General features: G+C 68.7%; 12 protein-coding genes. 5 read left to right on the top strand and 7 right to left on the bottom strand.

The window, feature by feature from the left end:
- Positions 1–9: 9 nt before the first annotated feature.
- Positions 10–1,038: a LacI family DNA-binding transcriptional regulator gene (locus AC1DG4_RS09870; protein WP_477381985.1), complete on the bottom strand. Its 1,029-nt coding sequence runs from the start codon at positions 1,036–1,038 to the stop codon at positions 10–12.
- 144 nt (positions 1,039–1,182) lie between these two features.
- Between AC1DG4_RS09870 and AC1DG4_RS09865 the strand changes: the two genes are divergently transcribed.
- The 5 genes from AC1DG4_RS09865 to AC1DG4_RS09845 are packed head-to-tail and all read left to right on the top strand — an operon-like array spanning position 1,183 to position 7,967.
- Positions 1,183–2,469, top strand: coding sequence for an ABC transporter substrate-binding protein (locus AC1DG4_RS09865; RefSeq protein ID WP_477381986.1), 1,287 nt, complete (start codon positions 1,183–1,185; stop codon positions 2,467–2,469).
- Positions 2,463–3,374 carry a carbohydrate ABC transporter permease gene (locus AC1DG4_RS09860; RefSeq protein ID WP_477421208.1) on the top strand — a complete coding sequence of 304 codons (912 nt, stop codon included), beginning with the start codon at positions 2,463–2,465 and terminating at the stop codon, positions 3,372–3,374. The genes AC1DG4_RS09865 and AC1DG4_RS09860 overlap by 7 nt, the downstream gene beginning before the upstream one ends.
- Complete coding sequence (locus AC1DG4_RS09855) at positions 3,371–4,198, top strand: carbohydrate ABC transporter permease (protein WP_477381988.1); 828 nt, start codon at positions 3,371–3,373, stop codon at positions 4,196–4,198. The genes AC1DG4_RS09860 and AC1DG4_RS09855 overlap by 4 nt, the downstream gene beginning before the upstream one ends.
- Positions 4,195–6,816 carry a family 78 glycoside hydrolase catalytic domain gene (locus AC1DG4_RS09850; RefSeq protein ID WP_477421207.1) on the top strand — a complete coding sequence of 874 codons (2,622 nt, stop codon included), beginning with the start codon at positions 4,195–4,197 and terminating at the stop codon, positions 6,814–6,816. The genes AC1DG4_RS09855 and AC1DG4_RS09850 overlap by 4 nt, the downstream gene beginning before the upstream one ends.
- Positions 6,813–7,967 (top strand): serine hydrolase domain-containing protein, encoded by a 1,155-nt coding sequence (locus AC1DG4_RS09845; protein ID WP_477381990.1) that lies wholly within the window; start codon positions 6,813–6,815, stop codon positions 7,965–7,967. The genes AC1DG4_RS09850 and AC1DG4_RS09845 overlap by 4 nt, the downstream gene beginning before the upstream one ends.
- On the opposite strand, the gene AC1DG4_RS09840 is transcribed toward AC1DG4_RS09845, so the two are convergent.
- From AC1DG4_RS09840 to AC1DG4_RS09815, 6 genes are read right to left on the bottom strand one after another with little or no spacing between them, the layout of a single operon-like run.
- Positions 7,964–8,707: a gamma-glutamyl-gamma-aminobutyrate hydrolase family protein gene (locus AC1DG4_RS09840; protein WP_477381991.1), complete on the bottom strand. Its 744-nt coding sequence runs from the start codon at positions 8,705–8,707 to the stop codon at positions 7,964–7,966. The genes AC1DG4_RS09845 and AC1DG4_RS09840 overlap by 4 nt on opposite strands.
- The gene (locus AC1DG4_RS09835) at positions 8,704–9,483 is read right to left on the bottom strand and encodes a 3-oxoacyl-ACP reductase (RefSeq protein WP_477381992.1); all 780 of its coding nucleotides are present in this window, start codon (positions 9,481–9,483) and stop codon (positions 8,704–8,706) included. Before AC1DG4_RS09835 ends, AC1DG4_RS09840 begins: the two co-directional genes overlap by 4 nt.
- A 32-nt stretch (positions 9,484–9,515) precedes the next feature.
- Positions 9,516–10,919, bottom strand: a complete 1,404-nt coding sequence (locus AC1DG4_RS09830; RefSeq protein ID WP_477421206.1) for an aldehyde dehydrogenase family protein — start codon at positions 10,917–10,919, stop codon at positions 9,516–9,518.
- Between the two features lie 34 nt (positions 10,920–10,953).
- Positions 10,954–12,345, bottom strand: coding sequence for a glutamine synthetase family protein (locus tag AC1DG4_RS09825; protein ID WP_477381994.1), 1,392 nt, complete (start codon positions 12,343–12,345; stop codon positions 10,954–10,956).
- Positions 12,346–12,360: 15 nt separating this feature from the next.
- The gene (locus tag AC1DG4_RS09820; protein WP_477381995.1) at positions 12,361–13,083 is read right to left on the bottom strand and encodes a FadR/GntR family transcriptional regulator; all 723 of its coding nucleotides are present in this window, start codon (positions 13,081–13,083) and stop codon (positions 12,361–12,363) included.
- 7 nt (positions 13,084–13,090) lie between these two features.
- On the bottom strand, positions 13,091–14,638 hold the full coding sequence (locus AC1DG4_RS09815) for an amino acid permease (protein ID WP_477381996.1): 1,548 nt from the start codon (positions 14,636–14,638) through the stop codon (positions 13,091–13,093).
- Between the last annotated feature and the right edge of the window lie 52 nt (positions 14,639–14,690).

Here is a 14,690-nt window from a genome sequence, read left to right as displayed (position 1 = left end):
CCGCCGCGATCAGCCCGCGGCGCGCCGGGATGACGCGCGGACGACGAGTCGCGGCGTCGTCACCACGTGGCGCGCCTCGGCGCGCCCATCGAGCCGCTCCAGAAGCAGCTCGGCGGCGCGACGCCCCATCTCGAAGCCCGACTGGTCGACAGAGCTCAGCCCGACCGGGGGCAGAGCGGCTGTGGGCGTGTTGTCGTATCCGACGAGTGCGGGCCTCCGGTCGCCTGCGCCGCTCCACAGCTCAGCCATCAGACCGAAGGCCGCGATGTCTGCTCCGGCGTGGATCGCCGTGGGTTGTTCGTCCCTGCCTCGCAACAGCTCCCCGGCCCGCCTGCCGCCATCCAGGCTCCACTCGGCCGGCACCACATCGATGAACTCGTCCAGCCCGTGGGCGCGCATGGCGTCGAGGTATCCGCGCTCTCGAACGAGCTCGGGGCGTCTGTGGTCGTCCGGATCCGGTCCGGAGTGCGTCACATACGTGATGCGTCGATGCCCCTGGGCCACGAGATGGTCCACGATCAGGCGCGACCCCAGGGCATCATCCCCCGCCACGGTGTCGAAGGACTCGGCCGGACCGTGTCGACCGATCACAACCGTCGGGATGTGCCTGGCCACGTCCTCGAGATCGTCCTCCCGCAGATGCGGCGCGATGAGCACGAGTCCATCCATCTGGCGATCCCGCATCGCCTCCAGCATCCTGCTCTGCGTCGCGCGCGTCGGACCGGCGGGGCCGACGAGAGGTTCGTAGCCTGATCCGGCCACGGCGGCCGCGACGCCGTCGAGGAGCATGCCGAAGAACGGGTTCTGGATGTCGGAGACGAGGACGCCGAGCGTGAACGTCTTGCCGCGCATCCCTCGCGCCGATGCCATCGGGCGGTAGCCGAGCTCTTTCATCGCCGCTTCGACGCGCTGCCGGGTCTCGTCGCTGATCCCCGCCGCTTTGCGCAGCACCAGCGACGCGCTCGCCGTGGAGACTTGGGCCCGTGCGGCGACATCGCGGATGGTCGGCCTGCGTCCAGCGGACTTGGTGTCGGTCATGCTCCCTCTTCATCCTCCCGTTGACTCGATGAACCGAAGGCTTGACATCGAGTCGGCGGCTTCCCTAGATTATGCCACTAGAACGGTCTAGAAGAACGTTCTAGTAGATCGTGAACCCGACCACTGGACCCAACGGAGTGACCAATGAAGACTCGCGTACTGCTCGCCGGGGCCGTAGCCGCCGGCGCCTCCCTCGTGCTCGCCGGGTGCACCGCGTCGTCTGACGACGGCACGGCGCCGACGTCGCTGACGATGTGGCACAACTCCGCGGACTCCCCCGCACTCCTTCAGCTCTACAAGGACTTCGAGGCCAAGACGGGCATCGCCATCGAGCTCGTGGACCTCCCCTCCGACTCGTTCGAGACGACGACCCTCACCAAGTGGGCCACCGGAGATCGACCCGACCTCCTCGAGTTCCATCCCACCGTCGCCAATATGCTCACGCTCAACCCCGCGAAGAACATGCAGGATCTGACTCAGATGGAGTTCGTCAAGGCTTCAGGAGACCTGTACGCGTCCATGGGGTCCCTGGACGGCACGGTGTACGCGGCCGTCACCGGCTTCCCCTCGGTTTTCGGTGTCTACTACAACAAGGCCGTGCTCGCCGATCAGGGTCTCCAACCGCCCCGGAGCTTCGACGACCTCAGCAAGCTGTGCACGGCGCTGAAGCCGACCGGAGTGGCACCGATCTGGGAGTCCGGCGGCAGCGTGTGGCCCACCCAGGTCCTCCCTCTGCTCTACGTCGCCGACCACAACTCCGGCAACGCGTACGGCGCGGCCATCGGAGGCAACAAGGAGGCGCTGGATGCCGCGGACAGCCCGTTCCTCGCCGGCCTGACGGCGTACGCGGGGCTCCGCGACGGCGGCTGCTTCAACGCGGATGCCACCTCCGCAACGTTCGAGGACGGCCTTAAGGCGGTCCTCGAGGGCAAGGCGGCGATGACGGCACTGCACTCCGACACATACGCGTCCCTCCTCGCCGATGCCGACGGGTCCCCGGAGGGACTCTCAGCCGCCGTCGGCTTCGTCCCCGTGTCGTCGTCGTCCCCCGTGGCCTCGTGGGCCGGTGGGCCCCTCGGCACCTACTACGCACCCAAGACCGGTGACGCCGCCAAGGAGAAAGCTGCGCTCTCCTTCATCGAGTACGCGACCGGGTCCGGCTACCAGAAGCTCGTCGACAAGGGGAACTCGTTCCCCGTCATCGACACGGCGAAGACGCCGAAGGGCTTCTCCGAGCTCCAGCTGAGCTACCAGTCGGCCTTTGAGGGCGACTCCAGCATCGCGTTCAACTCGAACGTCGCAGGATTCGGCGCCCTGGCGACCGAGACTTCCAAGCTCTTGGCCCGACAGACGACACCGGAGGCCGCCGCCCGCACCGTGCAGGCCGCGGTCGAGCAGGCATCGACGGCGGCTGGTCTGCCCGGATGGTGATCGCCTCGGCACCCCGCCCCACGGCGGAAAGCAGCGCGCACCGGGTCCGCCGGAGAGGGGGCTGGATCTGGTTCGCGCTCCCCTCACTCGTCCTGGTCGTGCTGTTCTTCCTCATCCCGTTCCTGCTGAACCTGCCCTTCGCGTTCTCGTCTTGGAGCGGCTATTCGAACGACATCCGCTTCACGGGACTCGCCAACTGGATCCTGCTGTGGCGGTCCGGAACTCTGAGCAACGCGATCATCGTCACGCTGGTGTACGCCGTGATCGCGATGGTGATTCAGAACGTCGTGGCGCTCTCCCTCGCCAACGCGCTGCGCGAGACGACTCGCATCAACGCGTTCTTCCGCTCCCTGTTCTTCCTGCCGGTGCTCATCTCGCCCCTCGCCGCCGGGTACATCTGGCGGGCGATCGTCGCGCCGAACGGGGTGCTCAACGATGCCATCGGCGCGTTCGTCCCCGGGTTCGACCTCGCCTGGCTCGGCGATCCGGTCGCCGCTCTCGTCACGGTCGCCTTCATCGATGCGTGGAAATGGTCCGGCATCGCGACGCTCGTGTACATCGCCGGCCTCAACAGCATCCCCGCGTCCCTGCTCGAGGCCGCGGAGATCGACGGCGCCTCTCCATCGYAACGGTTCTGGCGTGTCGTGTTCCCGCTTCTCGCGCCGGCTTTCACCTTCAACGTGGTCACGACGCTGATCGGAGCCCTGAGCGCGTACGACATCATCGCGTCGACAACCTCCGGCGGCCCTGGCATCTCGACGCAGACGCTCAATGTCGCCGTTCAGCAGCAGTTCGGCCAGTCGTACTTCGGCACGGCCAGCACGCTGAGCCTGACCGTGACGATCCTGGTGGTGCTGATCGCTCTACCTCTGGTCTCCTGGCTCCGTCGACGGGAGATCGCATGATCCGCCTCCGCCGCGTCCTGAAATACACCGTGGTCGCACTCTTCGCCGTCCCGTGGATCCTCATCCCGTTCTGGCTCCTCGTGGTGAACTCGTTCAAGTCGCCCGCAGAGGCGGCGGACCTGTCACTCGCGCTGCCCGAGCAGTGGGCACTCGTCGAGAACTACACCGCGGTGTTCACGAAAGGCCACTATCTCGTCGGCCTGCGCAACAGCGCACTCGTGGCCGTGCCGACGATCGTCGTCGTCCTGCTGCTGGGGGCCATGGCCGCCTGGGCCTATGCGCGCAGCACGCGTCGCTCGTTCCAGGTGTTCTTCTACGTCACCTCGCTCTCGATCCTCCTCCCGCCCGCGGTGATCCCGACGCTCTTCCTGCTCTCCACCCTCCACCTCGACGGGTCGATCGCCGGATACGCCCTCATGATGATGGGCACCAGGATGGGGATGATCGTCTTCCTGACCACGGGCTTCGTGCGCAGCATCCCCGTGGAGCTCGAGGAGGCCGCGGCGATCGACGGCGCCCACCGCCTGCGCATCTTCGTCTCCGTGATGCTGCCGCTGCTGCGGCCGACGCTGTTCGTGGGCGGCGTGCTCCTCGTGATCCAGGTGTGGAACGACTTCTTCTTCGCCCTGCTCCTGCTGAAGACCTCTGCGAACGCGACGCTGCCCCTCACGCTGTTCTCCTTCGCGTCGGCATCGACCACCACGCTGAACTGGAACCTCGTGTTCGCGCACGTGATCATGACCAGCCTGCCCCTCATCGTGCTCTACCTGATCGCTCAGCGCCGCGTTCTCGCCGGCCTCACCGAAGGCGGGGTGAAGGGATGACGGCGCGGGTGCGCGAAGATCTGGCGCCGTCGCCCGTCGGCTTCGAGCACCTCGGAGCGAACGTGCTCGGCATCGGCGAGCGCAGGCCGCGGCTGTCCTGGACGCGGCAGATCCATCCCGACCGAGCAGCGGCCGTCTCGCACGAGCTGCGCGTGGCGGACGCCGTCCACGAGGCCGTCTTCGTACTGGCCGGCACCGCCGGCGTCCTGGAACCATGGCCCGCGCTCGACCTGAGGTCGGGAGAGCGCCGCTCCCTCCAGGTGCGCGTCTTCTTCGACGATGGCACGGTCTCGGGATGGAGCTCGCCGTCGTTCGTGGAGGCTGGTCTGCTCGAGGCGGGCGAATGGGTCGGATCGTTCGTCGGCGCTCCCCCCGCGTCGGCCGGCGAGCCCCCACCCATCGTGCGGCGCATCTACGAGGTCCACGGCGAGGTCGTCCGCGCCCGGCTGCGCTCGAGCGCCCACGGTCTCTACACCGTGACCGTCGACGGAGCACCCATCGACGATGCCGTTCTGGAGCCCGGGTGGCAGAGCTATCACCACCGGCTTCGCTACCGGACCCACGACCTGACCCGCTACGCACGAGAGGGGCGTCTGACGATCGGCGCGCTCCTCGCCGACGGCTGGTACCGCGGAAGGCTGGGTTTCCCGCTGATCGCCCGCGAAGAGGTGTACGGCTCCCGGCTCGGCTTCCTTGCTCAGCTCGAGCTCGAATTCTCCGACGGTCGCCGCGAGGTGCACGGCACCGACGGCTCCTGGGAATGGCGCTCGGGCCCGGTCCGCAGCGCGGGGCTCTATGACGGCGAGCATTGGGACGCGCGCCTAGACGTGGACTGGACCTCCGCGGACGGCTGGAGGCCGGTGACCGTGCACGAGCCCCCTTCCGCACGCCTGGTCGCTCCCTCCGCGCCTCCCGTCCGCGCCACGGAGACGCTGGCCGCCCGGCGGATCTGGACCTCCCCGACAGGGCGGACCCTCGTGGACTTCGGTCAGAATCTCGTGGGCTGGGTGCGGGTGCGGGTCGACGGACCGGCCGGCACGCGGATCGGCCTGCGTCACGCCGAGGTCCTCGAGGACGGGGAACTGGGAACCCGTCCGCTGCGGACGGCGGCCGCAGAGGACTCCCTCGTGCTCGACGGCCGCGGCGTCACCGCCTGGGAGCCCCGCTTCACCTATCACGGCTTCCGGTATGTCGAGGTGACGGGCTGGCCGGGCGAGGGGCCGGATGCCGACGCGCTGGAAGCCGTCGTCGTGCACTCCGACATGACGAGGACCGGGTGGTTCTCCTGTTCCGATCCGCTGCTGAACCGGCTGCACGAGAACGTCGTGTGGGCTATGCGCGGCAACTTCGTGGACATTCCGACGGACTGCCCCCAGCGCGATGAGCGCCTCGGCTGGACGGGCGACATCGCGGTGTTCGCCCCGACCGCGACCTACCTGTACGACTGCGCCGGCTTGCTCGGATCCTGGCTCGAAGACCTCTCCGCGGAGCAGAAGGAGGACGGCACGGTTCCCTACTTCGTGCCAGAGCTGCCCGTCCCCGACGATGTGCGGCACCTGCCTGGGCTCGATCCGCAGCCGGCCGCGGTCTGGGGCGACGCCGCCGTGATCGTGCCGATGGCGCTCTACGAGGCCACCGCGGATGCCGGCCTCCTCGAACGCCAGTATCCGAGCATGTGCGCCTGGGTCGAACAGGTGCAACGGCTCGCCGGTGCGGAGCGGGTGTGGGACAGCGGCTTCCAGTTCGGCGACTGGCTCGACCCGAGCGCGCCCGCGGACGACCCCGCGGCCGGGCGCACAGATCCCGCCTTCGTCGCGACGGCCTACTTCGCCCGCTCCGCCCGACTCCTCTCCGCGGCCGCAGAGACGCTAGGGCGGCCCGGGGATGCAGGACGTTGGGCCGCCCTGGCCGACCAGGTGGCGAGGGCTCTCCGACGGCGTTTCCTCGACGACGAGTCGGGGCTGCTGCTGCGCCCCTCGCAGACGGCGTATGCGCTGGYCCTCCACTTCGATCTGCTCCCGAGCGGCCTGCGGGCGCGCGCGGGAGCCGAGCTGGTGCGGCTCGTGCGTGCCGACGGCCATCGGATCGGCACCGGCTTCGCCGGGACTCCGGTCGTGCTCCACGCCCTGAGCGCTGTCGGAGCGCACGAGGACGCGTATGCGCTGCTGCGCCAGACCGAGGCCCCGTCCTGGCTGTACGCCGTTCAGATGGGCGCGACCACGATCTGGGAGCGCTGGGACAGCATGCTGCCCGACGGAAGCATCCACCCCGGCGAGATGACATCGTTCAATCACTATGCGTTCGGAGCAGTGGCGGACTGGATGCATCAGCACATCGGCGGCCTCCGCCGCACCGCCCCGGGATGGTCCGAGTTCGTCGTCGCGCCGAGGCCGCACAAAGACATCACGGAAGGCTCGACGGCTCACCTGAGCCCGCACGGGCGGATCGCCGTGTCGTGGCGGGCGACCGACGGCACCCTCTCCGTCGAGGTGCAGGTGCCGGTCGGCACCCGTGCGCTGTTGGATCTCCCCGGCGTCTCGCCCGAATACGTCGGCCCAGGCGCCCATGTGCGCACCGCCTCCCTGCACGTCCGACCTGAAGGGAGCACCGTACGGTGATCACCGAGAAGAGACTCTCCGAGCTCGATGCCGTCCTCGCCCGCGTGGTCGAGGAGAGCGGAGCCCCGGCCGCGCAATACGCGTTGGCCCTGAACGGCCGCGTCGAGCAGGCGGGCGCCCTGGGCCGCGCCGATGCGGACTCCCGCTTCTGCATTTTCTCGGCGAGCAAACCCGTCTTCGCCTCGCTCATCCTRCATCTCGCGAGCGCGGGGACGCTCGATCTCCGCTCCCGCGTCGCCGATCTGTGGCCGGAGTTCGCCGCGGGAGGGAAGCAGGACGTGACGATCGAGCAGCTGCTCCTGTTCACGGCGGGCATGCCGTCCTACTGGCCGGCGCGCGATAGCGCCATCGATCACGAGCGGCGCGCAGCCGAACTCGCCGCCACGCCCATCGAGACCGCTCCGGGCACTGCCTACGCCTATCACCCCGTCTCCGCGCACTGGGTGCTCGCGGAGATCGTGCGACGCACGACAGGGCTCGACCACCGCGAAGCGCTGCGCCGCCTCGTCCTCGATCCGCTCGGGCTCGACCGCATGCAGCTGGGGGTTTCTCCTGTTGAGCAGCAGGGCATCGAGCCTGCCGGGTTGGTGGGAGCATATGACCTCGCATACGCCGAGGCGACGCTCGGTCAGCCGCTCACGCCCGCCGAGCTGGATGCGGCGAATGCCCTCGCGCTCGACATCGGGCGGGATCCAGCCCTCATCGCTGCGGGCGTGCCCGGCGGAGGTGTGATCTCCGATGCGTCCTCGCTCGCGCTCTTCTATCAAGCGCTCCTGCACGGTCATCCCGCGCTGTGGGACGAGGACGTCCTGAACAGCGCCACGAGGGAGAGCCGCAACGTCCTGGTCGATGAGGGGCGCGGCGGCGCACCCGCGAACCGGACGGTCGGATGCCTGACGATCGCCGGCGAAGGCGTGCCCTACGCGGAGTTCCCCGCGCTCGGGCTCGGCCATCCCGTGCGCCACCACGGAACGCGCACCTCGGCGCGCACCTTCGGGCACCCCGGATTCGGCGGACAGCTCGGCTTCGCCGATCCGGACCACGGATACTCCTTCGCGTTCCTCATCAGCGGAGCCGAACGCGACGGCGTGGCGGGAGCCAGACGCGATCGTGAGATCGCCGATGCCGTCGCCGAAGCCTTCTCCGGCTAGCTGCGCGCGGCGGCGCGTTCTCGCGCCGCCGCGATCAGCCCGTCGAAGAGGCCGGGATCCGCATCGGTCTCCGGATGCCACTGCACTCCGACCGCGAACCGATCGCCCTCGGCCTCCATCGCCTGCAGCACGCCGTCCGTGTCGTGCGCGACCGGGCGATAGCCGGGATGCTGAGCGACCGCCTGGTGATGATGCACCGGGACTGTGATCTCGGGCGCCACCAGCGCCGCGACACGCCCCTGCGCATCGACGCGGACCGAGGCGGATCCGTACGACGTCGGCCCTCCCCCGTGCTCGCCGTGACCGACCACGTCGGGAAGGTGCTGCACGAGGGATCCCCCGGCCGCGACCGCCATGAGCTGCATGCCGCGGCAGATCCCGAGCAGAGGCAGCCGGATCCGCTCCGCCTCCGCGAGCAGCGCGAGCTCCCACGAGTCGCGGTCGTCGTACCAGCGGCCCCCCACGGTCCCTGAGCCCGTCGAAGGGCCGGGCTCCTGGCCGTAGCGGGCGGGGTTCACGTCCGCTCCGCCCGCGATGAGGAGTCCGTCCAGGCGCGCGAGCACATCGCCCGCGGCGCCAGGAGCCGCGACCGGCGTCAACAGCAGCGGCACGCCGCCGGCGCGCTCGATCGAGCGCGCGTAGTCACTCGGGAGCAGATCGGCCTCGACCTGCCGCCAGGTACCCCAGGAGGCTTCCTGGCGGTAGGTCGTGAGTCCGACGACAGGACGCGGCTCGCTCACTCGAAGTCGCTCTCCAGCGGGGTCACGTACGCGTTCGAGAGGCCGCCGTCGACGAGGAAGTCCATCGCCGTGATGAAACTCGACTCGTCGCTTCCGAGGAATGACACGGCGTTCGCGATCTCCTCCGGTTCGGCGAAGCGCCCCATCGGGACGTGCACGAGGCGGCGCGCGGCGCGCTCGGGGTCCTTCGCGAAGAGCTCCTGCAGCAGCGGGGTGTTCACCGGGCCGGGGCAGAGCGCGTTGACGCGGATGCCCTTGCGGGCGAACTGCACGCCGAGCTCGCGGGTCATCGCGAGTACGCCACCCTTGGACGCGGTATAGGAGATCTGCGAGGTCGCCGCGCCCATGATCGCCACGAACGAGGCCGTGTTGATGATGGATCCGCTCCCCTGCTCGAGCATGTACGGCAGCACGGCCTTGCAGCAGTAGTAGACGCTGGTGAGGTTGACGTCCTGCACCAGGTTCCACGCGTCGATCCCGGTCTTCAGGATCGAGTCATCGGACGCGGGCGAGATCCCGGCGTTGTTGAAGGCGATGTCGATGCGGCCGTAAGTGTCGTGCGCGACCTTGAAGAGGTTCTCCACCTGGGCCTGATCGGTCACGTTCACCGATACGAACACGCCGCCGAGCTCCTCCGCGATGCGAGGGCCGTTCGCCTCGTCGAGGTCGCCGATGACGACCTTCGCGCCCTCCGCCACGAACTTCCTCGCCGTCGCCAGTCCGATACCGCTGCAGCCGCCGGTGATGACGCCGACCTTGCCTTCGAGCTTTCCCATTCCTGTGTTGCCTTTCGCTGTGTGGGGAGGGTTCAGTACGTCGTGGAGATGAACACGTTCTTCACCTCGGAGAAGGAGTCCGGCGCGTCCGGTCCGAGCTCGCGCCCGAGCCCAGACTGCTTGAACCCGCCGAAGGGGGTCCAGTAGCGCACCGACGAGTGCGAGTTGATCGAGAGGTTGCCGCTCTCGACGCCGCGGGCGACGCGCAGAGCACGGCCGACATCGCGGCTGTAGATGGATCCGGAGAGCCCGTACTCGGTGTCGTTGGCCTTCGCGATCGCATCGGCCTCGTCGCGGAACGGCATGACCGCGAGCACAGGGCCGAAGAGCTCCTGCGACCACACCGGATCGCTCGCGCTGCGCGGCAGCACGACCGCGGGGGCGAGCCAGAACCCGCCGACCCCGTCCGCGCCCGCAGCGGTCTGGCCGCGGAACGCGATGTCGGCGCCGTCCAGGTGCGCCATGACCGCGTCGCGCTGCCGCGCCGAAACCATCGGCCCCATCTCCGCGTCCTCCGCGGACGGGTCCTTGACCCGGAACGCCTCGACCGCCGGCTGCAGCAGCTCGAGGAACCGGTCGTACACGCTCTCCTGCACGAGGATGCGGGAGCGGGCGCAGCAGTCCTGACCTGCGTTGTCGAGGCCCCCGCCCGGGGCCGCTGCGGCCGCCGCCTCGAGGTCCGCGTCGTCGAACACGATGTTCGCGTTCTTGCCGCCGAGCTCGAGCGTCACGCGCTTGATCTGATCGGCGCAGCCGCGCATGATCCCCTTGCCCACCTCGGTGGACCCGGTGAAGCACACCTTGCGCACGAGCGGGTTCGTGACGAAGCGGTCTCCCACCACGCTGCCCTTGCCGGTGATGACCGTGAAGACGCCCTCCGGGAGTCCCGCCTCGAGAGCGAGCTCGCCCAGGCGCATCGCGGTCAGCGGGGTGAGCTCGGCGGGCTTGAGCACCACCGTGTTGCCTGCGGCGAGCGCGGGGGCGAACCCCCAGCCGGYGATCGGCATCGGGAAGTTCCACGGCACGATGATGCCGACGACGCCGAGCGGCTCGTGGAACGTCACGTCGATCCCGCCGGCCACAGGGATCTGCTTGCCGAAGTGCCGCTCGGGGCTCGCGCTGTAGTAGTTCAGCACGTCGCGGACGTTGCCGGCCTCCCAGCGCGCGTTGCCGATCGTGTGGCCGGCGTTCGCGACCTCGAGCGCGGCGAGCTCATCGATGTGCGCCTCGACGACGCTCGCGAACGACCGCAGCAGCCGGGCGCGATCCCCGGGCGCGATCGCCCGCCACGCGGAGTAGGCCCGATGGGCGCGCTCGATCGCCGCGTCGGTCTCCGCGAGGTCCGCGAGTCCGACCTCCCCCACCGGATGTCCGGTCGCGGGGTTCAGGACGGTGAAGGCGCCGGCGGCGCCGAAGCGGGAAGAAGGGATCCTCATGCGCTCAGCCTTTCGAAGTCTCCGATGAACCCGTTCACAGCCGTTCGAAGCCGCGGCGCAGCTCCCAGTCGGTCACCGCTGCGTCGAAAGCCGCGATCTCGACATCGGCGTAGTTCACGTAGTGGCGCACCACGTCCTCGCCGAAGACCTCGTTCGCGATCGCGGACTGCGCGAGCGCTTCGCGCGCCTCGTGCATCGTGGAGGGAACCGTCGGAGCGCCGGACTCGTACGCGTTGCCCTTCGTCTCCGGCTCCAGCGACAGCTCGTGCTCGATCCCGTACAGGCCGCCGGCGAGCATCGCGGCGAGTCCGAGATACGGGTTCATGTCTCCGCCGGGCAGCCGGTTCTCCATCCGGGCGCCCTTGCCCCGACCGACCAGCCGCACGGACGTCGTCCGGTTGTCCACACCCCAGGCGACCGCGGTCGGCGCGAAGGACCCCTTCACGAACCGTTTGTACGAGTTGATGTTCGGCGCGTAGAACAGGGTGAAATCGCGCATCGTCGCGAGCACGCCGGCGATGAAGTGGTCGTAGACCGCGGTCCGGGCGCCGCTCTCCGCGTCCCAGAACACCAGCGCGTCGTCGTCCTTGCCGCGCAACGACATGTGCACGTGGCAGGAGTTCCCCTCGCGCTGGTTCGGCTTCGCCATGAAGGTGATCGACTGCCCGTGCTGGCGCGCGATGTCCTTCGACGCGGTCTTGTAGAACGAGTGGTTGTCGGCGGTGGTGATGACCTCGTCGTAGAGGAACGCGATCTCGTGCTGACCGAAGTTGCACTCCCCCTTCGCCGACTCCACGTTGAGCCCCGAGGCGTACATCGTGTTGCGGATCTCACGCAGCAGCGGCTCGACGAGGGTGGATCCGAGGATCGAGTAGTCGATGTTGTAGCGGTTGGCCGGCTCCAGGTCGCGATAGCCGGTGTCCCACGCCCTGTCGTACGGGGTGTCGAAGATCACGAACTCGAGCTCGGTGCCGGCGAGCGCCTTCCAGCCGTGGGACGCGGCGCGCTGGGTCTGCGCGCGCAGGATCTCGCGCGGCGAGACCCGCACGGACGCACCGTTGGTCCCCGCCAGGTCGCACTGGATCATCACGGTTCCCGGTCGGTGCGGGAGGAGCCGGATCGTCGCGAGATCCAGCACGAACTCCATGTCTCCGTAGCCGTCGGCCCAGGACGCATGCGCGTAGCCGTCGACCGTGTTCATCTCGACGTCGACGGCGAGCAGGTAGTTGCACCCCTCCGTGCCGTGGCCGAGCACCGAGTCGAGGAAGAAGCGCGCGTGCAGGAGCTTGCCCTGCAGGCGTCCCTGCATGTCGGTGAACGCGAGGATCACAGTGTCGAGCGAACCGTCGAGGATGCGTCCACGCAGCTGGTCGACGGTGAGCATGCGGTCGTTGCGGACGGGGACGATGAGGTCGGAGGAGTTCATGTGCAGCGGTGTCCTTTATTTCAGAAGGCCCTTGAGGAGCGCGGCGGTCGCATCGCAGTGCGCGGTCATGATGTCGCGGGCGCGGTCGGCGGAGCCGTCCAGGATCGCCGCGACGATCGCACGGTGCTCGGTTTCGGAGTGGTCGATGTTGGTCTTGAGGAACGGGATCTCGGCGAGGAGCTGATGGATCCGGACCTGCACCGCGCTGCAAGAGCGGGCGAGCTCGTCGGATCCGCAGACCGTCGCGATGGCGAGGTGCAGCCGGGCGTCGGCCTGGCGGTAGTCGGCGGGGGTCTCGGCCGCGGCGAGGTCGGCGAGGCTGTCGGTGAGGAGCGTGCGCTGAGCCTCATTCAAGGGGATCAGCGCCGCCCGGTAGGCGGCTCCCGGCTCGATCACGGAACGGAACACGATCACGTCGTCGATCTCCGCGCGGTGCGGCGGGGTCTGGTCGGCGGGCCACTGCTCGGCGGCCGGCAGGACGACGGTGCCCCCTCCGCGTCCCCGGGTCGTGGTGACGAGCCCGGCGGCGCGAAGGGCGCTGATGGCCTCCCTCAGGGTGGCGCGGGAGACGCTGAGCTTCTCGGCGAGCTCGCGCTCGCCGGGCAGCTTCGTCCCCACCCGGAAGATCCCGAGCCTGATGGCCGATCCGAGCTGCTCCACGCAGCTCTCGAAGGCCATGTGGCCTCGGACCGGATGCAGCGCCGCGTCCACCAGAGGAGAGTCCATCGCGTCCGTCATGTCGTGATCATTCCTCCAGGAGCTTGTCCGGCGCCATGGTGAGGTGCTCGGCCTCGGCACTGGATGCCATGAAGTCGCGCTTGCCGTACCCGAACCACAGCACGATCGCGAGGATGGCGACGACCACCACGGCGATCGGGGCGTAGTTGAATGTGTCGATCGTGATCGGGTTCACCGGGGGCAGGACGAACAGGATGATGATGAAGATCACCCAGACCACGGCGATCCAGCCGACCACCGCGCTCCATCTGCCGAGGTGCCACGGCCCTGGGGTGAAGCCCTTGTCGAGCCGGCGCAGGAACACCGGGGTCACGTAGGCGATGTACAGGCCGATGACCGCCACCGAGGTGACCGCGAGGTATGCGGTGTTGTTGAACAGCGCGGGTGTGGTCAGGATGATCGACAGCACCACGCACAGCCAGATCGAGTTGGTCGGGGTGCCGGTGCGCTTGTTGACCTTGGCCCACAGCCGCGATCCCGGGATCGCGTTGTCCCGCGAGAAGGCGTAGCTCATCCGGGAGTTCGCCGTGACCGAGGCCATGCCGCAGAAGAACTGCGCGCCGCAGACGATGAAGAGCAGGAACTTCGCCATGGTCGGGTTGTTCAGCGCGTCCAGGAAGATCTGCGCCGGAGGCAGTCCGGTCGAGGATCCGAGGAGCCCCTGGATCCCCTTGTCGCTGCCGTCCTGAATCGCGGCGGTGATCGAGAAGAGCAGGATCCAGCCGCCGATGATCGAGATCACGACGCTCATCACGATGCCCTTGGGCGCCGCGACCGAGGCGTTCTTGGTCTCCTCGGCGACGTGCGCGGAGGCGTCGTACCCGGTGTAGGTGTACTGCGCCATGAGCAGGCCCATGAGGAACACGTACGGTCCGAAAGACCAGCCGGTGCCGTTGTACCAGTGCGTGAACGTCCAGCCGACGTCCTGATGCTGGGTGGGCATGATCCACAGCGCTCCGACGATGACGAGAACACCCACGATGTGCCACCAGGCGGACACGTTCGAGAGCAGGCTCACGATGTTGACGCCGAACGTGTTCAGCAGCCCGTGGATCACGATGAGCACGACGAACAGGCCGAAGGTGCTCGCCTTGGTCGGCTCGATGCCCCACACCAGGTTCGCGAACGCCATCATCGTGGTGGCCGCGCCGAAGTCGATGGCCGCGGTCACCGCGACCTCGCCGAGGAAGTTGAACCAGCCGACGGTCCACGCCCACTGGCGCTTGTTCCGCTTGGCGAGCCGGCCGGCCCAGAAGTACAGGCCACCGGCGGTCGGGTACTTCGAGCAGACCTCCGCCATGGCGAGGGCGACCATGAGCACGAAGACGCCGACGACAGGCCAGCCGATCGTGATCGCGGAGGGACCGCCCGAGTTCAGGGCGATCGCGTACGAGGTGATGCATCCCGCGAGGATGGAGATGATCGAGAAGGAGACGGCGAAGTTGCTGAACCCCGACATCCCCCGATGCAGTTCCTGCTTGTAGCCCAGGGCGGCCAGGGCTGCGGCGTCGTCATCGATCGGGTGCGAGCCCGGCGCCTCTGTCGTTTCGCTCATGGAATGCTGCCTGCTTTCAGTGGAGGGAGCGTGTGCAGCGATTCTGACGCCC

It is taken from the genome of Microbacterium sp. 05N427 (assembly GCF_056397105.1).
Note: the sequence above shows the minus strand (reverse complement) of the source record. Positions and strands in the feature narration are given on the sequence as shown.